The sequence below is a fragment of the Mizugakiibacter sediminis genome (assembly GCF_000953855.2).
In the GTDB taxonomy this organism is placed as follows: Bacteria; Pseudomonadota; Gammaproteobacteria; order Xanthomonadales; family Rhodanobacteraceae; genus Mizugakiibacter; species Mizugakiibacter sediminis.
This window is the reverse complement of the sequence record NZ_DF970134.1, coordinates 41,553-66,853: the sequence shown is the minus strand read 5'-3', so window position 1 is coordinate 66,853 and position 25,301 is coordinate 41,553. Positions and strand designations below refer to the sequence as shown.

At 72.2% G+C, this 25,301-nt stretch carries 29 protein-coding genes; 18 read left to right on the top strand and 11 right to left on the bottom strand.

All coding sequences use genetic code 11. From position 1 onward, the window contains the following. The first annotated feature begins 16 nt into the window (after nucleotides 1-16). On the top strand, nucleotides 17-460 hold the full coding sequence (locus MBSD_RS00585) for a DUF4156 domain-containing protein (protein ID WP_082306397.1): 444 nt from the start codon (nucleotides 17-19) through the stop codon (nucleotides 458-460). A gap of 6 nt (nucleotides 461-466) precedes the next feature. Here the strand turns inward: MBSD_RS00585 and MBSD_RS00580 are convergent, their stop codons facing one another. Genes MBSD_RS00580 through MBSD_RS00575 form a run of 3 tightly spaced genes read right to left on the bottom strand, consistent with a single transcriptional unit; the run spans nucleotide 467 to nucleotide 1,690 of the window. Then, a complete protein-coding gene (locus MBSD_RS00580) occupies nucleotides 467-763 on the bottom strand; it encodes a cupin domain-containing protein (RefSeq protein ID WP_062534065.1) in 297 nt (98 codons plus the stop codon). A 4-nt stretch (nucleotides 764-767) separates the two neighbouring features. Continuing rightward, nucleotides 768-956 carry an EamA family transporter gene (locus tag MBSD_RS15675; protein ID WP_237071708.1) on the bottom strand — a complete coding sequence of 63 codons (189 nt, stop codon included), beginning with the start codon at nucleotides 954-956 and terminating at the stop codon, nucleotides 768-770. Beyond that, complete coding sequence (locus tag MBSD_RS00575) at nucleotides 914-1,690, bottom strand: DMT family transporter (RefSeq protein WP_237071707.1); 777 nt, start codon at nucleotides 1,688-1,690, stop codon at nucleotides 914-916. The genes MBSD_RS15675 and MBSD_RS00575 overlap by 43 nt, the downstream gene beginning before the upstream one ends. Before the next feature lie 118 nt (nucleotides 1,691-1,808). On the opposite strand from MBSD_RS00575, the gene MBSD_RS00570 reads away from it, so the two are divergent. The 4 genes from MBSD_RS00570 (at nucleotide 1,809) to MBSD_RS00555 (ending at nucleotide 6,072) form a co-directional block, all read left to right on the top strand. After that, entirely contained in the window at nucleotides 1,809-2,300 is a 492-nt protein-coding gene (locus tag MBSD_RS00570) for an Lrp/AsnC family transcriptional regulator (protein ID WP_062534063.1), read from the top strand. 26 nt (nucleotides 2,301-2,326) lie between these two features. Continuing rightward, on the top strand, nucleotides 2,327-3,076 hold the full coding sequence (ubiE, locus tag MBSD_RS00565) for a bifunctional demethylmenaquinone methyltransferase/2-methoxy-6-polyprenyl-1,4-benzoquinol methylase UbiE (protein ID WP_062534179.1): 750 nt from the start codon (nucleotides 2,327-2,329) through the stop codon (nucleotides 3,074-3,076). 139 nt (nucleotides 3,077-3,215) lie between these two features. Beyond that, complete coding sequence (locus tag MBSD_RS00560) at nucleotides 3,216-5,090, top strand: M1 family metallopeptidase (RefSeq protein ID WP_062534061.1); 1,875 nt, start codon at nucleotides 3,216-3,218, stop codon at nucleotides 5,088-5,090. Nucleotides 5,091-5,094: 4 nt separating this feature from the next. Continuing rightward, on the top strand, nucleotides 5,095-6,072 hold the full coding sequence (locus tag MBSD_RS00555) for an alpha/beta fold hydrolase (protein WP_237071706.1): 978 nt from the start codon (nucleotides 5,095-5,097) through the stop codon (nucleotides 6,070-6,072). 61 nt (nucleotides 6,073-6,133) lie between these two features. On the opposite strand, the gene MBSD_RS00550 is transcribed toward MBSD_RS00555, so the two are convergent. The 3 genes from MBSD_RS00550 to ttcA all read right to left on the bottom strand — a co-directional run bounded on the left by MBSD_RS00550 (nucleotide 6,134) and on the right by ttcA (nucleotide 8,801). Further along, on the bottom strand, nucleotides 6,134-6,904 hold the full coding sequence (locus MBSD_RS00550; RefSeq protein ID WP_062534059.1) for a M48 family metallopeptidase: 771 nt from the start codon (nucleotides 6,902-6,904) through the stop codon (nucleotides 6,134-6,136). A 30-nt stretch (nucleotides 6,905-6,934) separates the two neighbouring features. Next, nucleotides 6,935-7,855, bottom strand: coding sequence for a recombination-associated protein RdgC (locus tag MBSD_RS00545; protein ID WP_062534057.1), 921 nt, complete (start codon nucleotides 7,853-7,855; stop codon nucleotides 6,935-6,937). Nucleotides 7,856-7,916: 61 nt separating this feature from the next. Then, entirely contained in the window at nucleotides 7,917-8,801 is an 885-nt protein-coding gene (ttcA, locus tag MBSD_RS00540) for a tRNA 2-thiocytidine(32) synthetase TtcA (RefSeq protein ID WP_062534055.1), read from the bottom strand. A 110-nt stretch (nucleotides 8,802-8,911) separates the two neighbouring features. Between ttcA and MBSD_RS00535 the strand changes: the two genes are divergently transcribed. Further along, nucleotides 8,912-9,118, top strand: a complete 207-nt coding sequence (locus MBSD_RS00535) for a YdcH family protein (protein ID WP_062534053.1) — start codon at nucleotides 8,912-8,914, stop codon at nucleotides 9,116-9,118. A 56-nt stretch (nucleotides 9,119-9,174) separates the two neighbouring features. Continuing rightward, on the top strand, nucleotides 9,175-9,777 hold the full coding sequence (locus MBSD_RS00530; protein WP_062534052.1) for a GNAT family N-acetyltransferase: 603 nt from the start codon (nucleotides 9,175-9,177) through the stop codon (nucleotides 9,775-9,777). A gap of 7 nt (nucleotides 9,778-9,784) precedes the next feature. Here MBSD_RS00530 and aroE read toward each other — a convergent pair whose 3' ends face one another. Then, complete coding sequence (aroE, locus tag MBSD_RS00525; protein WP_062534050.1) at nucleotides 9,785-10,621, bottom strand: shikimate dehydrogenase; 837 nt, start codon at nucleotides 10,619-10,621, stop codon at nucleotides 9,785-9,787. A 146-nt stretch (nucleotides 10,622-10,767) separates the two neighbouring features. Between aroE and MBSD_RS00520 the strand changes: the two genes are divergently transcribed. Continuing rightward, entirely contained in the window at nucleotides 10,768-11,031 is a 264-nt protein-coding gene (locus MBSD_RS00520) for a hypothetical protein (protein ID WP_062534047.1), read from the top strand. A 12-nt stretch (nucleotides 11,032-11,043) separates the two neighbouring features. Here MBSD_RS00520 and MBSD_RS00515 read toward each other — a convergent pair whose 3' ends face one another. Beyond that, nucleotides 11,044-12,522 (bottom strand): RimK family protein, encoded by a 1,479-nt coding sequence (locus MBSD_RS00515; RefSeq protein ID WP_062534045.1) that lies wholly within the window; start codon nucleotides 12,520-12,522, stop codon nucleotides 11,044-11,046. Nucleotides 12,523-12,643: 121 nt separating this feature from the next. Between MBSD_RS00515 and MBSD_RS00510 the strand changes: the two genes are divergently transcribed. The 10 genes from MBSD_RS00510 to MBSD_RS00465 all read left to right on the top strand — a co-directional run bounded on the left by MBSD_RS00510 (nucleotide 12,644) and on the right by MBSD_RS00465 (nucleotide 20,189). Next, nucleotides 12,644-13,153, top strand: coding sequence for a GNAT family N-acetyltransferase (locus tag MBSD_RS00510; protein ID WP_425478080.1), 510 nt, complete (start codon nucleotides 12,644-12,646; stop codon nucleotides 13,151-13,153). Between the two features lie 123 nt (nucleotides 13,154-13,276). After that, nucleotides 13,277-14,122 (top strand): SEL1-like repeat protein, encoded by an 846-nt coding sequence (locus MBSD_RS00505; RefSeq protein WP_187300519.1) that lies wholly within the window; start codon nucleotides 13,277-13,279, stop codon nucleotides 14,120-14,122. Between the two features lie 55 nt (nucleotides 14,123-14,177). After that, nucleotides 14,178-14,351, top strand: coding sequence for an LPS translocon maturation chaperone LptM (lptM, locus tag MBSD_RS00500; protein ID WP_114693175.1), 174 nt, complete (start codon nucleotides 14,178-14,180; stop codon nucleotides 14,349-14,351). A gap of 1 nt (nucleotide 14,352) precedes the next feature. Continuing rightward, complete coding sequence (dapF, locus tag MBSD_RS00495) at nucleotides 14,353-15,183, top strand: diaminopimelate epimerase (RefSeq protein ID WP_062534042.1); 831 nt, start codon at nucleotides 14,353-14,355, stop codon at nucleotides 15,181-15,183. Between the two features lie 60 nt (nucleotides 15,184-15,243). Continuing rightward, nucleotides 15,244-15,927, top strand: coding sequence for a DUF484 family protein (locus MBSD_RS00490; protein WP_062534041.1), 684 nt, complete (start codon nucleotides 15,244-15,246; stop codon nucleotides 15,925-15,927). Between the two features lies 1 nt (nucleotide 15,928). Beyond that, entirely contained in the window at nucleotides 15,929-16,819 is an 891-nt protein-coding gene (xerC, locus tag MBSD_RS00485; RefSeq protein ID WP_082306395.1) for a tyrosine recombinase XerC, read from the top strand. 166 nt (nucleotides 16,820-16,985) lie between these two features. Next, nucleotides 16,986-17,519 (top strand): ATP-dependent protease subunit HslV, encoded by a 534-nt coding sequence (gene hslV / locus MBSD_RS00480; RefSeq protein WP_062534040.1) that lies wholly within the window; start codon nucleotides 16,986-16,988, stop codon nucleotides 17,517-17,519. A gap of 126 nt (nucleotides 17,520-17,645) precedes the next feature. Further along, nucleotides 17,646-18,980: an ATP-dependent protease ATPase subunit HslU gene (gene hslU, locus MBSD_RS00475; protein ID WP_062534039.1), complete on the top strand. Its 1,335-nt coding sequence runs from the start codon at nucleotides 17,646-17,648 to the stop codon at nucleotides 18,978-18,980. Between the two features lie 34 nt (nucleotides 18,981-19,014). Then, nucleotides 19,015-19,629: a hypothetical protein gene (locus MBSD_RS00470; protein ID WP_062534037.1), complete on the top strand. Its 615-nt coding sequence runs from the start codon at nucleotides 19,015-19,017 to the stop codon at nucleotides 19,627-19,629. Between the two features lie 197 nt (nucleotides 19,630-19,826). Continuing rightward, on the top strand, nucleotides 19,827-20,189 hold the full coding sequence (locus MBSD_RS00465; protein WP_062534035.1) for a gamma-butyrobetaine hydroxylase family protein: 363 nt from the start codon (nucleotides 19,827-19,829) through the stop codon (nucleotides 20,187-20,189). Nucleotides 20,190-20,434: 245 nt separating this feature from the next. On the opposite strand, the gene MBSD_RS00460 is transcribed toward MBSD_RS00465, so the two are convergent. From MBSD_RS00460 to secB, 3 genes are all read right to left on the bottom strand, one after another. Continuing rightward, complete coding sequence (locus tag MBSD_RS00460) at nucleotides 20,435-23,458, bottom strand: DEAD/DEAH box helicase (protein ID WP_062534033.1); 3,024 nt, start codon at nucleotides 23,456-23,458, stop codon at nucleotides 20,435-20,437. A 118-nt stretch (nucleotides 23,459-23,576) separates the two neighbouring features. After that, complete coding sequence (locus tag MBSD_RS00455) at nucleotides 23,577-24,599, bottom strand: NAD(P)H-dependent glycerol-3-phosphate dehydrogenase (protein ID WP_062534031.1); 1,023 nt, start codon at nucleotides 24,597-24,599, stop codon at nucleotides 23,577-23,579. A gap of 3 nt (nucleotides 24,600-24,602) precedes the next feature. After that, complete coding sequence (gene secB / locus MBSD_RS00450) at nucleotides 24,603-25,094, bottom strand: protein-export chaperone SecB (protein WP_062534029.1); 492 nt, start codon at nucleotides 25,092-25,094, stop codon at nucleotides 24,603-24,605. Between the last annotated feature and the right edge of the window lie 207 nt (nucleotides 25,095-25,301).

The window sequence follows — 25,301 nt, the reverse complement described above, 5'->3', positions numbered from 1 at the left end:
TTTCTTGGAGACTGCGATGAAGTCCGCCTTGCGCCTGCTCCCCGTCGCCGCCGCCGCGCTGCTCGGCGCCTGCACCTGGGGCATCAAGCTCGACGCCGGCGGCCGCCACGTGCGTGCCGCCTGGAGCGGCGACGTCGGCGCCTGCCGCGACCTCGGCAAGGTCACCGTCTCGGTGCTGAGCCGCGTCGGCCCGATCGACCGCAACGACTACAAGGTGCGCGACGAGCTCGAGGTGATGGCGCGCAACGAGGCGGCGAAGATGGGCGCCGACACGATCAAGCCGCTCGGCGATCCCAAGGACGGCGAGCAGAGCTGGGAGGCCTACGCCTGCGGCGCCACCGGCGCGCAGGCGACGCCGGGCCGACCGCAGCAGCCGCAGAACGGCCAGCTCGAACCCGGCCCGCTGCAGGGCGAGCCGGCGCAGACCTTCCCGGCGCCGGCCAGCACCAGCGGCGGCTGAGCGGCCTCAGCTGTCGAGAATCAGCAGCACGCCCGTGCTGCCGTGCGCGACCGCATGCGGCACGCCGGCCGGCACGGTGTAGAGCTCGCCGGCGCGTACCGTGACCGGCGCGCCCGCGACCTCCAGGCGCAGCTCGCCGTCCAGCACCAGCAGGCCCTCGGCATGGGCGTGCGTCTCCGCCGGCGACGCGCTGCCGTCCATGCGCAGCACCTTGACGTTGACGCCGCCGATGCGCGCCAGCGCGCGCGATTGCCAGGCCTGCGGCAGCGCCGCGGCCGTCCGCCGCAGATCGATGTTTTCCATGCGCTCAACTCCGCTCCAGCGCCTCGGCCGGCGTCCGCGCCGCGGGCGCAGCGCCGCGGCGCGCGTTCGCCAGCACCACGCCGCCGACGGTGATCGCGCCGCCCAGCAGGGTCAGCGCGTCGGGGCGCTCGCCCAGCCACAGCCAGCCGATCAGGAGCGCGATCGGCGGCGACAGGTAGATGAAGCTCGACACCTGCGAGGCGGAGGCGCGCCGCAGCGCGGCGTTCCAGGTGTGAGATAGCCGATGAAGGTGGGCGCGATGCCCAGCCACAGCAACGCGGCGAGGTGCGCGGGGCGCGCCGTCGCCAGCGCCTGCGGCAGGTGCGCCGCGAACGGCAGCGCCGCCAGCGCGCCGGCGTAGAAGGTGAAGGCGGTGACGGCGAGCGCGCTGCTGCGCAGAAACAGCGGCTTCACGCCCACCCAGTAGACCGCCGAGACGATCACGCTGACCAGCACCAGCGCCGCCATCGGTTCCAGCTTCACCTCCTTGCCGCTGGCCAGCACCACCAGGATCACGCCGGCCAGCGCCACGCCGAGGCCGGCGACCGCCGCCGGCGGCAGGCGTTCGCGCAGCCACACCGCCGACAGCGCCGTGGTGGCGGCCGGGATCAGCGAGATCAGGATCGCCGCCGTGCCGCTGGCGATGCGCGTCTCCGCGTAGTTCAGGCAGAGGTGGTAGACGGTCAGGCCGAGCACGCCCAGCACGGCCAGCGCCGGCCAGTCGCGGCGCGCCGGCAGCGGCACGCGTCTGGCCGCCATCAGGCCGGCGAAGCACAGCGCGCCGATGGCGAGGCGCACGAACGCCACTTCGCCCGGCGTGAACGCGGCCAGCGCATAGGCGATCGCGGCGTAGGCCGACGACCAGGTGCGCAGGGCGATGCCGATACAGAGGAGGGCGCGCGCGTCGAGGCGCTCGGAGCTGTCCATGGAACGGTCCGGCAGAGGGAGGAGGCGACGCATCGTAACCGCGCGTCCTCGGCGCAGGAATGACGCCTTCGCGTATAGTGCCGGCATTTCTCCATCGAATGCTTCGGGGAATGCCGGAATGACCTTGGCATCGAAAGCCGCCCTGGACGCCAAGGACTGGCAGATCCTGGAGGCGCTGCAGCAGGACGCGCGCATCGGCTACGCCGAGCTCGGCCGCAAGGTGCGGCTGTCGGCGCCGGCGGTGGCCGAGCGCGTCAAGCGCCTGGAGGAAGCCGGCGTGATCACCGGCTACCGCGCCACGGTGGACCCGCGCGCGCTCGGCTACGCCATCGAGGCGATGGTCCGCGTGCGCTGCGACGGCGGCGTGTGCGCGCGCATGGGCGCGCTGGTGGCGGACATCCCCGAGGTGCTGGACTGCCGCCGCCTCGCCGGCGAGGACTCCGCGCTGCTGCACGTGGTGGCGATGTCGGTGCCGCACCTCGAGGTGGTGCTCGACCGCCTGCTGAAGCTGCACGGCAGCATCGGCACGACCACGCTGGTGGTGCTGCAGGCGCCGCACGTCAACCGGCCGATCACCCGCGCGATGTGGCACGCCGCGCAGGGCGTCTGATGCGCCCGCCATGTAAGATGCCGCGCATGAGCGAATCGCAAACCACCCACTTCGGCTACCGCGAGGTGCCGGTCGCCGAAAAACAGAAGCTGGTCGGCCGCGTGTTCACCTCGGTCGCGTCGAAGTACGACCTGATGAACGACCTGATGTCGTTCGGCGTGCACCGGCTGTGGAAGCGCCATTTCGCCGCGGTCAGCGGCGTGCGCGCCGGCGACCGCGTGCTCGACCTCGCCGGCGGCACCGGCGACATCGCCGCGCTGCTGAAGCCGCGGGTCGGCGCGCAGGGCGAGGTGGTGGTCGGCGACATCAACGCGGCGATGCTCGGCGTCGGCCGCGACCGCCTGACCGACCGCGGCCTGGTGGAAGGCCTGCGCTACGCGCAACTGAACGCCGAGGCGCTGCCGTTCCCCGACGGCACGTTCGATGCCGTGACCATCGCCTTCGGCCTGCGCAACGTCACCGACAAGGACCGGGCGCTCGGCGAAATGCATCGCGTGCTGAAGACGGGCGGGCGCGCGCTGATCCTCGAGTTCTCGCAGGTGCGGCAGGACTGGCTGAAGCCGCTGTACGACTTCCACTCCTTCCAGGTGCTGCCGCGCCTCGGCCGCCTGTTCGCGCACGACGAGGACAGCTACCGCTACCTCGCCGAATCCATCCGCAAGCACCCCGACCAGGCCGCGCTGAAGGCGATGATGGAACGCGCCGGCTTCGCCCACGTCGAAGTGCGCAACCTCAGCGCCGGCATCGTCGCCATCCACCGCGGCTATCGCGTCTGACCGGCCGAAAGCCGCGGTCGATCCGGTGCTGCACGGATGCGCCGCGCCGGGGCCGCGTGCGGGCCGGCACATCCTCCGGCACCCGCGGGCACGGCGCCGGCGATGGCATACTGCGGCGCATTCCACGCCGGAGTTCCGCATGTTCCGACCGCTCTCCCTCGCGGCCTGCGCCGCGCTGCTGCTCGCGCCGCTGGCGGCGCTGGCTTCCGCCGATCCGCATTCGTACGCCGAACCCGGACGCGTCCGGGTCACCCACGCCGACCTCGACCTGCAGGTCGACTTCGACCGCCGCGAGTTGATCGGCAACGTCACGCTGACGCTGGACTGGAAGGACGAGGCCGCGCACGACCTGGTGCTGGACAGCCGCGATCTCGCCATCCGCCGCATCGTCGCCGTGCAGGCGGACGGCAAGGCGGGCGCCGCGCTGCCGTTCGCGCTGGCGCCGGCGGACAAGGAACTGGGCAGCAAGCTCACCATCGTGGCGCCGAAGCATCCGGCGCGCGTGCGCATCTATTACGCCACCTCGCCGCAGGCGTCCGGTCTGCAGTGGCTGCAGCCGGCGCAAACGGCCGGCAAGCGGCAGCCGTTCATGTTCTCGCAGTCGGAGGCGATCCACGCGCGCTCGTGGGTGCCGTTGCAGGACACGCCGGCGGTGCGCTTCACCTACACCGCGCACGTCGGCGCGCCGAAGGCGCTGCGCGTGGTGATGAGCGCGCTGAACGACGCGAAACACCCGCTGGACGGCGACTTCCGCTTCGAGCAGCCGCAGCCGATCCCGTCCTACCTGCTGGCGATCGCCGTCGGCGACATCGCCGTGCGCGAGACCGGGCCGCGCAGCGCGGTGTACGCCGAGCCGCCGGTGGCGGACAAGGCGGCGCGCGAGTTCGAGGACACCGAGCGGATGATCGCCGCCACCGAGCAGCTGTACGGCCCGTACCGCTGGGGTCGCTACGACATCCTGGTGCTGCCGCCCAGCTTCCCGTTCGGCGGCATGGAGAACCCGAACATGACCTTCGCCACGCCGACGGTGCTGGTCGGCGACAAGAGCCTGACCTCGCTGGTCGCGCACGAGCTGGCGCACTCGTGGTCGGGCAACCTGGTGACCAGCGCGGCATGGCGGCACATCTGGCTGAACGAAGGCTTCACCAGCTACGTCGAGAACCGCATCGTCGAAGCCGTGTACGGCAAGGCGCAGGCGGACGAGGAGTTTCTGATCGCCGCGCACGAGCTGCGGGACGAGATCGGCGCGATGCCGGAGAACGCGCAGCGCCTGACGCCGGAGCCGCGCGGACTCGGCGCCGACGACGCGCTGTCCGACGTCGCCTACACCAAGGGCGCGTGGTTCCTGAAGACGCTGGAGCAGCGCTACGGCCGCGAGGTCTTCGACGCCTATCTGCGCGGCTACTTCGACCACTTCGCCTTCCAGAGCATCGACACCGGGCAGATGCTGGCGTACCTGAAGGCGAACCTGGTCGACCGGCATCCCGGCAAGATGCGCTGGGAGGAGATCGAGGCCTGGGTGTACCAGCCCGGCATCCCCGCGGACGCGCCGCTGCCCGCCTCGCCGCGTTTCGCGCGCATCGACGCCGAGCGCGCCGATTTCCTCGCCGGCAAGCTGGCTGCGGACAAGCTCGACGCGCACGGCTGGAACACGCAGGAGTGGATGTACTTCCTCGACCGCCTGCCCGAGGCGGTGGCGCTGGACAAGCTGCAGGCGCTGGATGCCGCCTGGCGCCTCACCGGCACGCCCAACGCCGAGATCGGCATGCGCTGGTACGTGCACGCCATCGCCGGCGGCGACCGCGCCGCCTGGCCGGCGGCCGCCGAGCACATGACGCGCATCGGCCGCATCTACCTGACGCTGCCGCTGTACAAGGCCTTCGCGAAGACGCCGGAAGGCCTCGCCTACGCCGAGCAGGTGTACGCCAAGGCGAAGCCGGGCTATCACCCGATCACGCAGGCCGCGGTCGAGCGCGTGTTCGCCAAGGCGCGCAAGGCCGGCGGCAAGGAGTGAGCGCATGAACGCCCCGCCTTCGCCGCTGCGCCGCGTGCTGCTGCGCCGCCTGGCCGCACTGGGCGCCATGCTCGGGCTGACCGCGCTGACGCTCGGCGGCGTGTACCTGTTCGCGCCGCGGCTCCTGCTGCGCGCGTACTACGGGCAGCAGGCGAACGCGGCGCAGCTGGAGAAGAAGAGCGTCGTCGCCGGCGGCACGCGCTGGAGTTACTACGAAGGCGGCAACGGCCCGCCGCTGCTGCTGCTGCACGGCTTCAGCGGCAGCAAGGAGAACTGGTTGCCGGCGGCGAAGTTCCTCACGCGCAACTTCCGCGTGATCATCCCCGACCTGCCGGGCTGGGGCGAATCCTCGCGCGACCCGCAGGGCGACTACGGCTACGCCGCGCAGGTCGCGCGGCTGGAAGCGTTCGCGCAGGCGCTGCGCCTGCCGCACTTCGCGCTGGTCGGGCACTCGATGGGCGGCGCGATCGCCGGCCTGTACGCGGCGGCGCATCCGGGCGAGATCGCCGCGGTGGCCTTCCTCGACAGCGCCGGCGTGCCGTTCAAGGAAAACGATTTCGCGCGCGCCGTGCGCGCCGGTCGCGATCCGTTCGCCTACGGCGACCGCGCCGGCTTCGAGCGCCTGCTGGCGCTGGTGTTCGCCAAGCCGCCGTCGATCCCCGGCCGCATCGAGGACGTGTTCGTCGCCGCCAACGGCGCCGGCGACCACGGCTTCCTGCAGCGCGTGCTGGCCTCGCTGCGCACGCCTGCCGCGGCACGCGCGCTGCTGCCGGCGCTGCCGAAGATCACCGCGCCGACGCTGCTGCTGTGGTGCGCGCACGACCGCGTGATCGACGTCTCCGCGATGGGTGCGCTGCGCGCCGGTCTCACCGCCGCGCCGCGCATCGACACCACGCAGCTGATGGACTGCGGCCACATGCCGATGCTGGAGCAGCCGCGCGAGACCGCCGACGTGCTGACGCGCTTCCTGCTGCTGCCGTGAAGGCGCGCCGCGCGGGCGCAGCGGGTTTCGCTGCGCCCCGCGGCCCGGACGACCGGCGCGGCTACGCCTCGGCGCCGTCGACGGTCAGGCGCTGCAGCTCGGCCTTCAGCGCGGCGCCGTGCTCGCGCAGCCAGTCGCGTTGCGCCTGGTAGCCGGGATACAGGCGCTCGACCCAGCCCCAGAAGCGCACGGAGTGGCTGCGCACCTTGAGGTGGCAGAGCTCGTGCACCAGCACGTAGCGCAGCGCCGGCGGCGGCGCCAGCGCCAGCGCCAGGTCGAGGGTGACGCGGTCGCGCGCGTCCAGGCTGCCCCACAGGCTCTTCAGCGGCTTGATGCGCAGGCCGGTCGGCGCCGCGTCCAGTTCGGGCACGTAGGCGGCCAGCCAGCGCGACAGGTCGCGGCGCATCTGCGTCTCGAGGAACGCCGCCAGCAGGTTGCGCGCCGCCGGCAGCGCGCGGCTGTGCGGGCGCGGCACGATCAGGCGCAGCTCGTCCTCGCGGTGTTCGATGCGCGGATAGGGGCCGTCGTGCCAGCTCAGCTGCACGCTCTCGCCGCGCAGCGGCATCAGCGTGGTCACTCCGGGTTTGAGCGGCGGCGGACCGCGATGTTTCAGGTGCAGCTCGTCGAGCTTGCGCTCCAGCCAGTCGGCGTGGCGGCGCAGGAAGGCGAACACTTCGGCGGGATGGGTGCCATGCGGATAGGTGACGCGCGCGCCGCCCGGCGTGACGGTCAGGCGCAGCCGCCGCGAACGCGGATGCGGCGCCTTGACCACCTTGATGGTGCTGCCGGTCGGCGTGGACAGTTCGAGGATTTCATCGCCTGCGCGGACCATCGTGCGTCTCCGCCGCGGCCCGCCGGCGCATCACGCGTCGTCGCCGGGCCTGGGCAAACCGAACCATGCGGACAGCTGGGCCAGCAGGCGTTCGAGCTCCAGCGTCATCAGCGCGAAGCGGGCGTCCAGTTCCGCCCGCGCCGATTCGCGTTCGTCCGCTTCCAGCTCGTCCAGCACACCGTCGAGGAAACGCAGCTTGCGCAGGACGAGATCCTCGCCCAGCACGAAGCTGACGCGTCCGTCGAATTCGAGGCCGAGCTGGAAGACCTGCTTGCCGCCCTTCAGATGCTCCCGCACCTCGTCGGATTCAAGGTCCTGCCGGCGGCAGCGCACCACGGCGCCGGTCGCGGTGGCGGGATCCCTGAGCTCGCATTCGTCGCCCAGCCTGAGGCCCGCCGGTAGCTTGCCATGGGCCAGCCAGTCGGTCATCAGGGCGCGCGGGGTCTCCTCGGGGGCCAGCGGCACGGCGGGGAAGCTGCCCAGCGCCTCGCGCAGGGCGGTGACCCCGGCCTCGGCCGCCTTGCGGCTGGCGGTGTCCAGCACCAGCCAGCCGTTTTCCTTGTCGATGTAGGCACTTAGCTGCGAAGGCCGGACGAAGGCGCGGGGCAGCAGTTCGTCCAGCACCTCCTGCTTCAGACGCTTGCGCTCGCGGCCGCCGACGCGGCGGCCCTCTTCTTCGACGATCTTCTGGATACGTCGCGCAAGTTCCTCGTTCACCACCGCCGCCGGCAGCAGTTTCTCCTCGGCGCCGATGCTGACCAGGGTGCGCGGGCCGACGCTGTGGGTCAGCGGCTCCTCGCGGCGGCCCAGCGGCGAGACGAAGCCGCGGGTGGCCAGCTCCAGCGGGCCGCAGCCACGCAGGCGGTGGCCTTCGAGGGCGGCGTCGAGGCCGTCCAGGTCGGCGGCGACCTTGGCGGAGAAGCGGAACAGGGTCAGGTTGCGGAAAAACATCGGCACGCTCGGGTCGGGACCGGCCGCACGGCGACCGGTCGTGGCAAGGATGGGGAAGGAATCAGCCGCTGGCCTCGGCCGCCGGCGTCGGCGCCTCGTGCGGCTCGCCGGCCAGCCAGGCGTGGGCGTCGGCGCGGGCGGCGCCGGCGCGCGCGCCCAGCGCGGCGAAGTCGAACAGCTTCGGATCGGCCAGCTGCGAGGGCGCGACGTTGGCGATGGCGCGGAAGATGTTGTCGATGCGCCCGGGATGCTGCCGCTCCCACTCCTCCAGCATGCCCTTCACCACCTTGCGCTGCAGGTTGTCCTGCGAGCCGCACAGGTTGCAGGGGATGATCGGGAACCGCTTCGCCTCCGCGTAGGCGGCGATGTCGCTCTCGCGGCAGTAGGCCAGCGGACGGATCACCACGTGCTTGCCGTCGTCGGAGCGCAGCTTGGGCGGCATCGCCTTCAGGCTGCCGTGGTAGAACATGTTGAGGAACAGCGTGGCGACGATGTCGTCGCGGTGGTGGCCCAGCGCGATCTTGGTGAAACCGTTCGCCTCGGCGTAGGTGTACAGCGCGCCGCGGCGCAGCCGCGAACACAGGCTGCACATGGTCTTGCCCGCCGGGATCACCCGCGTGACCACGCTGTAGGTGTCCTGCTCGAGGATGTGGTAGGGCACGCCGCGCGATGTCAGGTAATCCGGCAGCACGTGCTCGGGGAAACCCGGCTGCTTCTGGTCGAGGTTGACCGCGACCAGCTCGAAACGCACCGGCGCCTTCGCCTGCAGCGACAGCAGGATGTCCAGCAGGGTGTAGGAATCCTTGCCGCCGGACAGGCACACCATCACCTTGTCGCCATCCTCGATCATGGCGTAGTCGGCGATCGCCTGGCCGACCTGGTGGCGCAGACGCTTGGCCAGCTTGGCGGCCTCGTAGGCCTGCTTGCGTTCGGGAGCGGCGGACATGGCGGAGCGGATGGAGGTGAACGGCCTATTGTACGGGCAGGCCGCCGCGCGGCGCTCATCCGCCGGTCACGCCGCGGCGCTACACTGGCGGCCTGCCGTCGGGGTGCCGCATGCAAAACGAGGATCCTGCCGTCATCGCCCGCCGCCTGACCGAACTGCGGATCGAGCACCGCGACCTCGACGCCGCGATCGCGCGGCTGGCCGCCGACGGCTACCGCGACGAACTGCAGCTCACGCGCCTGAAGAAGCGCAAGCTGCGGCTGAAGGACATGATCGCCTACCTCGAGAGCAAGCTGATCCCCGACCTCGACGCCTGAGCGCGCTCCGCGTCGCGCGGCGCCCGCCGCACCTTCGCCGTCAAGCTCCCGATCCGATGCACACGCCGCCGTCCGCCGCCACGCTGCAGAACGCCCACGTCATCCTCGAACCGCTGACGGCGGCGCACGCGCCCGCGCTGGAAGCGGCCGCGCGCGACGGCGAGCTGTGGAAGCTGTGGTACACCTCGGTGCCGGCGCCGGGCGAGGCCGCGGCCTACATCGCCGCCGCGCTGGCCGGCCGCGCGGAAGGCCGCATGCTGCCGTTCGCCGTGCGCGAGCGCCGCAGCGGCGAGATCGCCGGCTCGACGCGCTATTGCAACATCGACGCCGGCCTGCCGCGCGTGGAGATCGGCTACACCTGGTACGCGGCGCGCTTCCAGCGCACGCACCTCAATACCGCGTGCAAGGCGCTGCTGCTGGAGCACGCCTTCGAACGGCTCGGCTGCACCGCGGTGGAGCTGCGCACCGACCTCTACAACCAGGCCTCGCAGCGCGCGATCGAGAAGCTGGGCGCGCGCCGCGACGGCGTGCTGCGCGCGCACCAGAAGCGCCGCGACGGCAGCGTGCGCGACACCGTGGTCTACAGCATCACCGCGGCCGAATGGCCCGACGTCAAGCGCCTGCTGGCGCTGCGGCTGGAACGCCTCGCCGGCGCCTGAGGCAGGTTCAGGCCGTGCGCGCGCGCAGCATCTGGTAGACCGGCTCGGTGTCCGGGCGCACGCCGTGCCAGCGTTCGAAGGCATCGGCGGCGGTTTCCACCAGCATGCCGAGGCCGTCGAACGCGTAGCGCGCGGCGGCCGCGCGCGCCCAGGCGAGGAAGCCGGCCGCGGCGGCGCCGTAGGCGAGGTCGTAGCACAGTGCGCGGTTGGCGGCGATCGAGAACGGCAGCTCCAACGCCTCGCCCAGCACGCCGGCCGAGGTGCCGTTGACGATCAGGTCGAAGCTGCCGATGCTGCCGAGATCTTCCCAGTAGCGCGTGTGCACGCGCGCCGGATCGCCGAGGCGGTCGGCCAGCGCGTCCGCGGCGGCGGCGGTGCGGTTGACGATGGTCAGGCTGCGCACGCCGGCGTCCAGCAGCGCGCCGGCGACGCCGTGCGCGGCGCCGCCCGCGCCCAGCAGCAGCGCGTCGTGGCCGCGCAGGTCGACGCGGTGGCGCTCCGCCAGATCGCGCACCAGGCCGGCGCCGTCGGTGTTGTCGGCTTCGAGGCGGCCGTCCGCCAACGCGGTCAGCACGTTGGCCACGCCGGCGCGTTCCGCCGCGGCGGTGCGCACCTCGGCGAGTTCGAAGGCGAGGCGCTTGTCCGGCAGGGTGACGTTGGCGCCGCGCCCGCCGCCGGCGAAGAACTCGCGCGCGATCCCGGCGAAGCGTGCCGGCGGCGCGTCGATCGCGGCGTAGACCAGCTCGCGGCCGGTCTGGCGGCCGAAGGCGGCGTGGATCTCCGGCGACAGGGAGTGCTTGATCGGGTGGCCGAAGACCGCGAAGCGCGGCGGTGCGTCGTTCATGGCGTCTCCCTGCGAGGGGCGCGTGGCATCCGGACGGTCGCCGCGACGCCCACGCGCGTCCGGCGCGCTTCCATGGTACCCGAGCGGCGGCATGTCGCAGCCGCTGAGATGCGCGGGCGCGAAGGTGCGCGCACAGGAGGTTCGCCATGACCACGACCCGCATCGCTGCCACGCCCCGCCTGGCGCGCCGCCGCGCGCGCGCCGCCATCGCCCTGGCCTGGCTCGGCGCCGGACTGCCGACGCTGCTGCTGACGCCGCTGCCGCTGTACGACCGTCTGCTCGGCTGGAGCGCGGCGTTCTGGCTGGTCGGCGCGCCGCTGGCCCTGCTCGCCGCGCTGGCGCCGCGTCTGCCGCTGGCGCTGCTGCGCGCGGCGAGGCCGCGCCCGCGCGGATGCGCCTTCGCCCGCTGAGGCGCGCGGCGCTCAGGCCACGCCGAGGCGCTTGCGCTGCATGCGGCGCAGGAACTCCTCCATGATGCGCCGGTAGAGGTCCTCGCCGAGGTAGGCGTCCTCGACGCCGGCGTCGACCGAGGGGTTGTCGTTCACCTCGATCACCACCACGCGATCCTTGGTCTGCTTGATGTCGACGCCGTACAGGCCGTCGCCGATCGGCTGCGTCGCCTTCAGCGCCAGCTTGATCACCTCGGCGGGCGCCTCGCGCACCGGCAGCGTCTTGAAGCCGCCGGACTTGGCGCTGCCCTTGGCGCCGTGGTTGTAGATCTGCCAATGGCCGCGCGACATGAAGTACTGGCAGGCGTACAGCGCCTCGTGGTTGAGCACGCCGACGCGCCAGTCGTATTCGGTGTAGAGGAACTCCTGCGCGATCACCAGCGCCGTGCTCTGGAACAGCTCCGCCGCGGCCTTCTCCAGCGCCTCGACGCTGTCCACCTTGACCACGCCGCGCGAGAACGATCCGTCCGGAATCTTCAGCACCATCGGCAGGCCGAGCCGCTCGGGCAGCTCCTTGAGCTGCCTGGGATCGTCCTTGTAGAGGATCTCGGTGCGCGGCACGGCCAGCTTGCGCGAGCGCAGCAGGTCGTGCAGGTAGATCTTGTTGGTGCAGCGCAGGATCGAGGTGGGATCGTCGATCACCACCATGCCCTCGCGCTCGGCCTTGTGCGCGAAGCGGTAGGTGTGGTGGTCGAGCGCGGTGGTCTCGCGGATGAACAGGCCGTCGTATTCGGCGAGGCGCGTGTAGTCGTTCTTGCCGATCGGGTCGACCTCGATGCCGATCTCCTTGCCGGCGGCGATGAACGACTTCAGCGCCTTCCTGTCCGAGGGCGGCATCGCCTCCTCGGGATCGACCAGCATGGCGAGGTCGTAGCGGTACTGGCGGCGCGCGCGCGGCTTGCGCCATAGCTTCTTCGAGAACGCGTCCAGCGACTGCGCGAACGCGTCTTCCTGCGGGTCGTCCAGCGTGTGCAGGCCGATCGGCTTGATCGCGCTGATGCGCCACACGCGTTCGCGCTCGAACTCGATGCGCAGCAGCGGGCAGGGGAACAGCTCGAACACCTGCCGCGCCAGATCCTTCAGCGCCGGGTAGGAGGTCTCGCCGAAGTAGACCAGGATGCCGAGGTCGGTGGTGTCGCGGCCGCCGGCCGGCAGGAAGTTGGCCAGCTTCTGGTTGAGGTCCTCGACGTCGAGGCCGTACAGCGCGCGCTTGCGCAGGTCGTTGATGGTGCGCACCGAGGGGATCACGCGGTGGCCGCGCGCCTCGCCCAGCAGCGAGACGTAGTAGCCGGTGCCGAGGTACTTGTAGCTGCGGCACAGGTTGACGACGTGCGTGCGCTCCTCCCCGCCGACGGGCTCGCGCAGGTAGTCCATGGCGGTGACGACGTTGTCGGACGGGTAGTAGGAGCCCCAGTCGGAGGCTTTCTCGACGACGATGACGAGCCGGCTCATGGCACCTCGTGCGGTGGGTCGACCGGCGGCGCCCGGGCAGGCCGGCGTCTCGATGCGGCGACGCCGCCAAGTTTGGCACAGCCTCTGCGGCGCACAAGCGGAGGGCGTCGCCGGATATGGCTTGCAGTCAGCCAGGGCGGTCACTACCCTGCCGCGCGTGCCGCCCGACCCCGCCTCCCCGCCCGTCGCCCGCATCCGCCGCGCCGTTGCCGACGATCTCGACGCCCTGGTCGCGCTGGAACGGCAGGTGTTCGACAGCGACCTGATCAGCCGCGCACAGTACCGCCGCCACCTCGACAGCGCCAGCGCCGCGGTGCTGGTGGCGACGGCGGCCGGCCGTCTGCTTGGCTCCGCCGTGCTGTTCTTCCGCCGCAACTCGCGCACGGCCCGGCTGTACTCGCTCGCCACCGCGCCGGAGGCGCGCGGGCGCGGCGTGGCGGCGGCGCTGCTCGCCAGCGCCGAGCGGCTGGCGCGTGAGCGGCGCTGCCATGCGCTGCGCCTGGAGGTGCGGACGGGCAACGTCGCCGCCCGGCGCCTGTACGAGCGCGACGGCTACCAGCCCCGCGGCCGGCGCCGCGGCTATTACGAAGACGGCGCCGACGCGCTGCTGTACGTCAAGCCACTGCGGTGAACGCGCGCCGCGCGCCCCGAACTTCGCCACGGCACGGCCGCCCGCACTTGCGGCCCGCCCCCTCGCGGAGTACTACAGCCGGGCCGGAAAGATTCCGGGATGCGTACGCGCAAGGAGCCGCCGATGAAACGCCTGCTCGCCACCCTCGCCATCGCCCTCGCAATGGCCGCAGCCCCGCCCGGCCGCGCCGAGGATCCCGAACTCGACGCCTCGATGCAGCGCCTGCTGCGGGCGATGAACGAAGCCTCCACCTGGGGCCATCCCGACCAGTTCGGCGAATTCGCCGGCGTGCGCCATTTCGCCGCGCACGACTACGAGGGCGCGCTGAAGTACTTCAAGCTGGGCGCCTACTACGCCGACAAGCTCTCGCAGCTTTCCATCGGCCTGATGTATCTCAACGGCAACGGCGTGGCCAAGGATCCGGTCACCGCCTACGCCTGGATCGCGGTGTCCGCCGAGCGCGGCTACCCGCAGTTCCTCGCCACCCGCGACCGCCTGTGGTCCGAGCTGACCGCGGCGCAGCGCGAACAGGCCAAGGCGGCGGCCTACGAGCTCTACGAAACCTACGGCGATCCGGTCGCCAAGCCGCGCATGGAGAAGCAACTGCGCCTCGCGCTGTTCCAGATGACGGGTTCGCGCACCGGCTTCGACAGCGGCATCCTGCACGCTTCCGCGCGCCAGGACTGCGCCGGCGCCGTCGTCGAAGTCAACGGCGTGCGGGTGCCGCGCGCCGGCTGCGGCGGCGACTTCTGGGCGCCGGCGCGCTGGGATCCGAAGCTGTATTTCGCCGCGCGCGACGCGCAGTGGAAGGGCACGGTGACGGTCGGCGCGATCGCGCAGCCGCCCGCGCCGGCGGACAAGGACGCCGCGAAGCCCGCGGCGGACGCGCCCAAGGCCGGGGAGCCGGAGCAACACCGGCCCGACGCTCCCGCAGAGCGGCCGCGCTGCGCGCACCGGCTGCACCGCTGAGCGCGCACGCCGACGGCTATACTGGCGCATCTCCGAGCTTCGACAGGCCTCGCCGATGCGCCGTGCGCTGACCCTCCTACCGCTGCTGGCCGCCGCCGCGCTCGCCGGCTGCGGCAACAAGGGCCCGCTGGTGCTGCCGACGCGGCCGGCGCCGCCCGCACCCGCCGCCAGCGCCGCGCCGGCGCCGGCCGCGACGACGCCGCCGGCGCCCGCCTCGAGCAGCGGCTGAGATGCCCATCGCCTTCACCAAGATGCACGGCGCGGGCAACGACTTCGCCGTGATCGACGCGCGCGCCGGCCGCCCGCTGCTGGACGCATCGCGTGTCGCGCGCATGGGCGACCGCCACCGCGGCATCGGCTTCGACCAGCTGCTGACCATCGAGACGGCCGACGCTCCGGGCTGCGCCTACGCCTATGGCATCTGGAACAGCGACGGCTCGCCCGCGCGCCAGTGCGGCAACGGCGTGCGCTGTGTCGCCGCGTGGCTGCGCCGCGCCGGCGCGCTGGGCGTCGGCGCCGCGCGGCTGCAGAGCCCGGCGGGACCGGTCACCGTGCGCATCGGCGCCGACGGCGAGATCGCCGTCGACATGGGCGCGCCGCTGTTCGCGCCCGCCGGCATTCCGTTCGACGCGCCGGCCGAGGCCGACCGCTACGCGCTGGCGCTGGGCGACGAGATCGTGCAGATCGGCGCGGTATCGATGGGCAACCCGCACGCCGTGGTCGAGGTGACGGACATCGCCGATCCGCGCGTCGACCGCCTCGGCCCCGCGCTGACCGCGCATCCGCGCTTTCCCGCCGGCGTCAACGCCGGCTTCGTGCAGGTGCTCGGCGAGGACGCGGTGCGCCTGCGCGTGCACGAGCGCGGCGCCGGCTGGACGCTCGCCTGCGGCACCGGCGCCTGCGCCGCGGTCGCCGTGCTGCGGCGGCGCGACCGCGTCGGCCCGCGCGTGCGCGTCGCGCTGCCCGGCGGCATGCTGACCATCGCCTGGGAAGGCCCGGGCCACACGCTGTGGATGAGCGGCCCCGCGGCCTTCGTCTACGAGGGCGAATACCTCGACTGAACCGTTGCGCATGCCGGCGCGAACGCCCACACTTCGCGCAACGCCGAACGAGGTGCATGCATGGCCGAGATGACCCTGAAGGACGGCCTGGAAGCGATGGACGTGGCCGCCTACCTGCGCGGCCATCCCAACTTCCTCAAGGATTTCCCCGACCTCGCGCTGTCGCTGCTGATACCGCGCGAACACGGCCCCGCCGCCTCGCTGGCCAGCTACCAGCTCGAGGTGCTGCGCGAGAAGAACCGCGAGCTGACCCGCCGCCTGGCCGAGCTGATCGAAGTGGCCGGCGACAACGAACAGCTGATGGTGCGCGTGCACTCGCTGACGCTGGCGCTGATGCGCGCGCCCACGCTGGGCGAGACCGTGCGCACGGTGGTGGCCAGCCTGACCGAGGACTTCGACACCGAGCAGGTGCGCCTGCTGCTGTTCCGCGCCGATCCCGAACTGCCGGCCGCACCGTGGCTGCTGCTGGAACCGGCCGGCCCGGCGGCGTTGCCGGCATTCGCCGAATTCCTCGCGCGCGGCGAGCCGCTGTGCGGACGCCTGGCGCAGGACAAGCTCGAATACCTGTTCGGCGAGGAGGCCGGCGCCGTGCGCTCGGCCACGCTGATGCGCATCGCCGACGCCGGCGCGCTGGCGATCGGCAGCGACGATCCCAACCGCTTCCATCCGGGCATGGGCACGATCTTCCTCAAGCTGATCGCGGAAGCGGTCGCCACCGCGCTGGCCCGCTTCCCGCAGGCGTGACGTGGCCGAGGCGCTGGCCGACGGCGTCGCCCGCTTCCTCGACCATCTCGCCGTCGAGCGCCGCTACTCGCCGCACACGCTCGCCGGCTACCGGCAGGACCTCGACAAGCTCGCGCGCTGGATGCAGGCGCGCGGACTGGCGCGCTTCGACGCGCTGACGCCCGACCTGCTGCGCGGCTTCGTCGCCGCCGAGCATCGCGCGGGGCTGTCGCCGAAGAGCCTGCAGCGCGTGCTGTCCACCTGCCGCAGCCTGTTCCGCTTCCTCGCCCGCAGCGGCGCGCTGGCGCACGATCCCGCCGCCGGCGTGCGCGCGCCCAAGGTACGGCGCAAGCTGCCGCAGGTGCTGGACACCGACGAGGCCAACGCGCTGGTCGAGCTGCCGGCCGAAGGCACGCTCGGCCCGCGCGACCGCGCGATGCTGGAGCTGTTCTATTCGAGCGCGCTGCGCCTGTCGGAGCTGGTCGGCCTGCGCTGGGGCGCGCTCGACCTCGACGAGGGCCTGGTGCGCGTCACCGGCAAGGGCGGCAAGACGCGCATCGTGCCGGTCGGCCGCCACGCCTGCGCCGCGCTGCGCGCGCTGGCGGCCGCCGGCGGCGCGGCCCCCGACGCGCCGGTGTTCGTCTCGCGCCACGGCGGCGCGCTGACCCCGCGCACGGTGCAGGCGCGGCTGAAGACGCTGGCGCTGCGCCAGGGCATCGCCAAGCGCATCCATCCGCACCTGCTGCGCCATTCCTGCGCCAGCCACCTGCTGGAATCCTCCGGCGACCTGCGCGCCGTGCAGGAACTGCTCGGCCATGCCGACATCGGCACCACCGAGATCTACACCCACCTCGACTTCCAGCACCTGGCGCGCGTCTACGACGCCGCCCATCCGCGCGCGCGGCGCAAATAGACCGCCGACGAGGCGCCGCGCGCGGCACAGCGACGGATCCCTCCACGACGGCGGGCCGGCGGGGATCGGATCGCGCAAAGCCGCGGCCGGGGCAGGGCCGCCGGGCGGGCTTGGATTCGGACCCGGCTCCCCCATGTTGGGCTGTTCCAGCCAGCGGGGCACCGTCATGGAATCCTTCCACGCCACCACCATCGTCTCCGTGCGCCGCGACGGCCGCGTCGTGATCGGCGGCGACGGCCAGGTCACGCTCGGCAACACGGTGATGAAGGCCAACGCGCGCAAGATCCGCCGCCTCGGCAAGGGCGACGTGCTGGCCGGCTTCGCCGGCGCCACCGCCGACGCCTTCACCCTGTTCGAGCTGTTCGAGGAGAAGCTGACCAAACACGGCGGCAACCTCACGCGCGCCGCGGTGGAGCTGGCCAAGGACTGGCGCACCGACCGCCGCCTCGGCCGCCTCGAGGCGATGCTGGCGGTGGCCGACCGCGACACCTCGCTGCTGATCTCCGGCAACGGCGACGTGCTCGAACCGGAGCAGGGCCTGATCGCGATCGGCTCCGGCGGCCCCTACGCGCAGGCCGCGGCCAAGGCGCTGCTGGAGAACTCCACGCTGGACGCACGCAGCGTCGTCGAGAAGGCGCTGAAGATCGCCGGCGACATCTGCATCTACACCAACCACAACGTCAGCATCGAGGAACTGTAGGAGCCTGCGTGCAGGCGACCCCGATGAGCCCGCACGCGGGCGACCGGCAGAACCCCCTATCCGGATGACACCGCCACGCATATCCGGCCGCGAGCACGCTCGCTGCTACCCGTCCGCAGGCAATCCATGTCCGAACTGACCCCCCGCGAAATCGTCAACGAGCTCGACCGCTACATCGTCGGCCAGCACGACGCCAAGCGCGCCGTCGCCATCGCCCTGCGCAACCGCTGGCGGCGCATGCAGCTGCCGCGCGAGCTGCGCGACGAGGTCACGCCGAAGAACATCCTGATGATCGGCCCCACCGGCGTCGGCAAGACCGAGATCGCGCGCCGCCTGGCGACGCTGGCCAACGCGCCGTTCGTCAAGGTCGAGGCGACCAAGTTCACCGAGGTCGGCTATGTCGGCAAGGACGTGGAGTCGATCGTGCGCGACCTCGCCGACGTCGCCTACAAGCTGACCCGCGAGCAGGCCAAGGCGCGTGTGAAGAGCCAGGCCGAGGACCGCGCCGAGGACCGCCTGCTGGACGCGCTGCTGCCGCGCCGTCAGGCGGCCGGCTGGGACCAGCCGTCGGCGCCGGCCGCCGACGGCGGCGAGACCCGGCAGAAGCTGCGCAAGCAACTGCGCGAGGGCGCGCTGGACGACCGCGAGATCGAGCTCGACCTCGCCATGAACGTCGGCATCGAGATCATGACGCCGCCCGGCATGGAGGAGATGAGCCAGCAACTGCGCTCGCTGTTCCAGAACCTCTCCGGCGCGAAGACGCAGAAGCGCAAGATGACCCTGCGCGCGGCGCGGCCGCTGCTGGTCGAGGAGGAGGCGTCCAAGCTGCTCAACGAGGACGAGATCCGCGAACAAGCCGTGACCGCCGCCGAGCAGAACGGCATCGTCTTCATCGACGAGATCGACAAGATCTGCCAGCGCGCGGAGTGGGGCGGGGCGTCGGTCAGCCGCGAGGGCGTGCAGCGCGACCTGCTGCCGCTGGTCGAAGGCTCGACCGTCTCCACCAAGTACGGCCCGATCCGCACCGACCACGTGCTGTTCATCGCCTCCGGCGCGTTCTCGCTGGCCAAACCGTCGGACCTGATCCCGGAGCTGCAGGGCCGCCTGCCGATCCGCGTCGAGCTCTCCGCGCTCAGCGTCGACGACTTCAAACGCATCCTGCGCGAACCCAACAACGCCCTTACGAAACAGTATGTTGCGCTGCTCGGCACGGAGGGCGTCGCGCTGCAGTTCACCGATTCCGGCATCGACCGGCTGGCCGAGGTGGCCCACCAGGTCAACGAACGCACCGAGAACATCGGCGCCCGCCGCCTGCACACCGTCATGGAGCGGCTGCTGGAGGCGATCTCCTACGAAGCGGCAGACAAAAGCGGCGAAAAATATCTGATCGACGCCGAATATGTCGACAAAAGGCTGGGAAAATTGATCGGCGACGAGGACCTCAGCCGCTACATCCTCTGAGGCTTAACGCCCCGCCTGCTAGACTTGTCCTGCTATGGGTACCGTCATTCCGCTCAAGACCAACAGTCTGCGCGTGCGCCTGCGCGAGGCGCAGCAGCATCGGCAGCTCGTCCGCCTGTGGCGCGGCGAGCTCGAGCACGGCAGCTTCTGCGGCTACGTGGCCGGCATCGGCCGCGAGTTCGTGCTGCTGTGGGTGGTCGGCGATTCCATCGGCTTCGACGGCCTGTACGCCCTGCGCCACCGCGACATCACCGAACTGGAAGCGCCGGAGAAGCACCATCGCTTCATGGAGAAGGCGCTGGCGCTGAAGGGCGTCGTGCCGCGCCTGCCGCGCGGCTTCCCGCTGGACGACGTCGGCCAGGTGGTCGAGGCGGCCAGCCTGCAGGCGCCGGTGATCGGCGTGCACGTCGACAGCGAGGACGAGCAGGAGGTCTGCTACATCGGCCGTCTGCTGAACTTCGAGGACGACGGCTTCAACCTGCAGGAGATCACCCCGGACGCCGAATGGCTGCGCGAGCCGTCGTTCTTCGCCTGGGACGAGGTCTCCACGATCAGCTTCGACGAGCCTTACGCGCAGGCCCTGCTCGACGTCGCCGGCGCGGCGCCGGCGCTGGAGCAGGGCGATTCCGGCATCGGCCGCGCACACTGAGCGCTCCACCTCGCCGGTCGAACCGCCTCCGCCGCGTGCGCCCCGCTTCCGCCCGGGCGGAAGCGGGAAGGGCTGCCACGGGATCCGGAGCAGCGCGGGCTTCCCTCCCGCCGGCTACCGCCCTGCCGCTGCGCGATGCGCGCGCCCGCTTGACGCAGGCCAGGCCGCCTCGATCCGCGCGCCGCTAGACTAGGCGGATGACGCGCACGCCGCACCCCACCGACATCGTCCTGCACCGCGCCTCGCACACCCTCGAGGTCGCTTTCGACAACGGCGAGCGTTTCGAGCTGCCCTGCGAATACCTGCGCACGCATTCGCCCAGCGCGGAAGTGCAGGGCCACCATCCCAGCCAGCGCGTGCTGGTCGCCGGCAAGCGTCACGTCAACATCGACGCCATCGAACCGGTCGGCAACTACGGCGTGCTGCTGCGCTTCGACGACGGCCACGCCACCGGCATCTTCGCCTGGGGCACGCTGTACGCACTCGGCCGCGGCTACGCGAAGAACTGGCAGGCCTACCTCGACGCGCTGGCGGCGAGCGGGCTGCGGCGGGAGCCGTAGACAGCGGCGGCGCGATAGTCGGGACGCTGCAACGGGAACGACTGCGCGCCCATCGTTCGCAGGGAGGCGCAGACACCGGGAGCCCGCCCGCACGATCAGGCCGCTCCCGCATCGGCTCTTCCGCTGCCGCACGATCATTCAAGACCCGACACCGCTTCGCACCTGAGATGCGACATCCGACGATCGCACGGTGGCGTTCAACCGCGCCCGTTCCACAACGCCCGCGCGCCGCGAAACCGCGGACGCTAGGCGAACAACGCCTCGAGATCCGCCTCGTCGAAGGCCAGCCGGTCGCGGGTGCCGCCACCCGCGAGCACGGCTTCGGCGAGTTCGGCTTTGCGGGCCTTGAGCGCTTCGATGCGTTCCTCGACGGTGCCGGCGCAGATCAGGCGGTAGACGAACACCGGCTTGTCCTGGCCGATGCGATGCGCGCGGTCGGAGGCCTGCGCCTCGGCGGCGGGGTTCCACCACGGGTCGTAGTGGATGACGGTGTCGGCGGCGGTGAGGTTGAGGCCGACGCCGCCGGCCTTCAGCGACAGCAGGAACAGCGGCACCTCGCCTTCCTGGAAGCGGCGCACCGGTTCGGCGCGATCGCGGGTCTCGCCGGTGAGGGTGACGTAGCGGATGTGGCGGCGGTCGAGCTCGCGCGCGATCAGCCCCAGCATCTCGGTGAACTGGCTGAACAGCAGCACGCGCCGGCCTTCGGCGACCAGCGCCGGCAGCATGTCCATCAGCAGTTCCATCTTCGCCGACTCGCGCACGCCGCGCGCGGCTTCGAGCTTGACCAGGCGCGGATCGCAGCACACCTGGCGCAGCTTCAGCAGCGCATCCAGCACGACGATGCCGCTCTGCTCGAGGCCGCGCTGCGCGATCACCTCGCGCAGCTCCTCGGCCAGCGTCAGGCGCAGGCTGTCGTACAGCTCGCGCTGGCGGCCTTCGAGGGTGACGGTGCGCGCGATCTCGGTCTTCGGCGGCAGTTCGGTGGCGACCTGCGTCTTGGTGCGGCGCAGGATGAACGGCGCGATGCGGCGGTTCAGGCGCGCCTGGCATTCGGCGTCGCCGTAGCGTTCGATCGGCTGGCGGTAGTGGCGGCGGAACGTGCCTTCGTCGCCGAGCAGCGCCGGCACGACGAGGTCGAGCTGCGACCACAGCTCGCCGAGGTGGTTTTCCAGCGGCGTGCCGGTCAGGCAGACGCGGCGTTCCGCCTTCAGCGCCAGCACGGCGCGGCGCGCCTGCGTGCGCGGATTCTTCACCTGCTGCGCCTCGTCCAGCACCACCAGCGCGAAACGCTGCGGCTTCAGCGCGGCAAGGTCGCGCGGCAGCAGCGCATAGCTGGTCAGCACCACGTCGCACTCGCCGAGGCGCGCGAACGTCTGCGCGCGGTCCGGACCGTGCAGGGTGAGCACGCGCAGCGACGGCGCGAAGCGCGCGGCCTCGCCCTCCCAGTTCGGGATCAGGCTGGTCGGCGCGACGATCAGCGCGGGCCGTTTCAAGCCGCCGGCGGCCTTCAGCGCCAGCAGGTGCGCGAGCAGTTGCACGGTCTTGCCGAGGCCCATGTCGTCGGCGAGCACGCCGCCGAGGCCGGCTTCGGCGAGCGCATTCAGCCAGCGCAGGCCTTCGCGCTGGTACGGCCGCAGCTCGGCCTGCAGCTCGGCCGGCACCGCGTCGGAGGCGTGCGCGGCGGCCTCGCGCAGGCGCTGCGCGAAACCGGCGAGCGCGGGCGGCGCCTCCAGCGTGCCGCTCTTCGGCAGCGCCTCGGCGAATTCTTCCAGGCGCCCTGCCTGCACGCGCGGCAGGTGCAGCTTCTCGCGCGGCCGCTCGAGGTATTCGGCCAGCGGCGCCAGCAGGCCGCGCAGCACCTTGAGGCGCACCGGCACGCGGCGGCGCTCGTCGACCGGCGCGTACCACACCGCATCCTCGGGCTCGTTGGCGGTCGGCGTCAGCGCAATCTGGTGCTCGGCCAGCGCCTGCGCCACCGCGGGCAGCATGTTGACGCGCCTGCCCTCGATCTCGATGCCGATCTCCAGCTGGAAGGCGTGGCCGTCCTCGTCCGGCTCGGCGACGCCGTACCAGCGCGGCGGGCCTTCCAGCACCTCGAACGGGAAACTCGAGGCGTAGTCGAGGCTGAAGCCGTCCTGTTCGAGCTTCGGCCGCAGCGCCAGCCAGCGCGCGGGCGTGTTGACCTCGAGCGCGCCGGCGTAGCCTCTGCCGGGAAACAGCCAGGCGTCCTCGGGCAGGGTGTCGGCGAGATCCCAGGGCAGGCCCTCGCAGTCGACCGCCGGCGCCAGGCCCTTGGCCTCGAGCCGCTCCATCGCGGCCAGTTCCTCCGCGCGCCGCCGCGTGATCTCGACCAGCTTGTTGTCGCGCACGCGGCGCACCAGCGCTTCGCCGCCGCGGCCGGGCAGGCGCTCGCCGCCGTAGTCGAAGGCGAGGCGCGCGTACGCCAGCGGCGGCGTGCCGGCGGCGAGCCGCGCATGGCGGGTCAGCGCGTGCAGCGTCAGCACCGGCTTCGGCTTGAGGTCGGCGCGTTGCGGTGCGGCGAACACGCGCGGCGGCGGCACGCGGCCTTCCAGCGCGGAACCGATCAGCGCCGCGCGCAGCGGCTCGCTGTGCTCGGGCGCCAGCGGCGGCGCGTCCAGCAGCGCGGCTTCTTCGGCGGGGCCGTCCAGCGGCCCCAGTTCGGCGCGTTCGGGATCGAGGAACCACAGCGCGTCGACGCGGATCAGGCGCGCGCCGTGATCGAGCTGCGGCAGCAGGCGCTGATGGCCGTCGCGCAGGGTTTCCCAGTGCCAGCGCAGCGGCCGCGCGCGGCCGCGCGCCAGGCGCAGGCCGGCCACCCCGCCGAGGAAGCAGGGCGCGACATCCAGGATCTCGAGCAGCAGCGCGTCGGCGACGGCGCCGGTCAGGCGCGCATAGCTGCGGCCCTTGCGCTGCGTCTGCGGCAGTCCGAGCACGCTGGCGGCGAGGCGCTGTTCGACGGGCTTCAGTCCGGCCTGCGCGAGCCTGCGCCCGTCCAGCGGCACCGCGCGGCCGATGCGGCCTTCCGGCAGCGCCTGCAGCAATACCGGAGCCACCTCGACGTGCGCGGCCGGGCTGCTTTCGTCCTGCGCCAGGTCGAGGAAGAAGCCGAGCGTCTGCGCCTCGTGCGGCGCGGCGTCGGTCGTGCGGCCTTCCAGCAGTCGCTGCCATGCCGTCGGCAGACGGACTTCGCCGTCACCGCTGCGGGTTTCGTGTCGCCCGTCCTTGGGTTGCTGGGTCGGCTGCGGCATCCGCCCTCGCGCGCTGGCATGACCAAAACGGATAGCCTAGCACCGCCCCGGGGCGAAACCGCAAGCCAGATCAAACTTCGCGTTCAGGCCGGCCGCAGGTTCGCCGCACGGTTGCGTCTCAGCGGCAGAACCACGCGTCGGGATATTCCGCCTTCGGTTCGCGCGCCAGCAGCGCGCGCAGGCCTTCCGTCGGGGTGATCTCGTCGTGCAGCACGGCGCGCACGCCGCCGGCGATCGGCAGGTCGAGGCCGTGGCGCTCGGCGAGGCGCATCACCTCGTCGGCGGTGACCACGCTCTCCACCACCTGGCCGATCTCGGCCAGCGCCTGCGCGAGCGGCACGCCGCGGCCGAGCGCGAGACCGAGGCGGCGGTTGCGCGAGAGGTCGCCGGTGCAGGTCAGCACCAGGTCGCCGAGGCCGGCGAGCCCCATCAGCGTTTCCGCGCGCGCGCCGATGGCGACGCCGAGGCGCAGCATCTCGTTCAGGCCGCGCGTGATCAGGCCGGCGCGCGCGTTCAGGCCGAGCTGCATGCCGTCGGCGACGCCGACCGCCACCGCCAGCACGTTCTTCATCGCGCCGCCCAGCTCGGCGCCGATCACGTCGGTGCCGGTGTAGGCGCGGAACATCGGCGCATGCAGCAGGCCGGCGACGAACTGCGCGAAGGCGGGATCGGCCGAGTGCACGGTCACCGCCGTCGGCAGACCCTGCGCCACCTCCCTGGCGAACGAAGGGCCGGTGACCACCGCCGCCGGCGTCCGCGGCAGGCGTTCCGCGACCAGTTCGTGCAGGAAGCGACCGGTGCCGGGCTCGAAACCCTTGACCGCCCACGCCAGGCCGGCGCCTGCCGGCAGCCGCGGCGCCACTTCGTCCAGCAGTGCGTGGAAGGCGTGGCTCGGCACCACGATCAGCGCGAGATCGACGCCGGCCAGCGCCCGGTCGAGATCCGGCTCGAAGGCGAGTTCCGCCGGCAGCTCGCAGTCGGGCAGGTAGCGGGCGTTGCGGCGCGTGGCGGCCATCGCCGCCAGCGCCTCGACGTCGCGCCCCCACAGCCGCGTGGGCACGTCGTTGCGGGCCAGCAGCGCGGCGAGCGCCGTGCCCCAGGAGCCGGCGCCCAGCACCGCGACCGTCGGTCGCTTGCCCATCGCCTAGGCGTTGGCGGCGGGCGCCTCGGCGCGCCGGCGCAGCTGCTCGCTGTAGAGGGCGTCGAAGTTGATCGGCTGCAGCAGGAACGGCGGGAAGCCGCCGTTGACCACCAGTTCGGAGATCATCTGGCGGGCGTACGGGAACAGCACGTTCGGGCAGTAGCTGCCGAGGATCGCGTCGCGCTCGGCGTCGGCGAAACCGGCCACGCCGAAGATGCCGGCCTGGTGCACCTCGGCGAGGTAGACCGTGCGGTCCTGCAGGGTGCAGGTCAGGGTCAGCGTCAGCACGACCTCGAAGACGCCGTCGGCGAGCTGGTCGGCCTTGTGGCTGAGGTTCAGCTGCACCTGCGGCGCCTGCTGGCTCTCGCCGATCTCCTGGAAGATGCGCGGGGCGTTCGGCGCCTCGAAGGACGCGTCCCGGACGTAGATTTTCTGCAGCGCCAGCTGCGCCTGCGTGGCCTGGCCGTTGGGCTGGACCGGCGTGTTGTCTGCCATGGTGCTCGAACTCCCCTCGATAAACAGGATCGGACAAAGGCGGGGATTGTCCCATACCCGCGCGCAGGCTGCATCCCGTGCTTGCCGCGCGCGCGCGGCCGATGCCATAATGATGAGCTGTTTCACGCCGACCCGGCGCCTGCCGGGGGCGTTCCGGGACGCGGTCCGGGCGCATGCGGCGATCGACTCCAGCACCGCGTGGCGCAG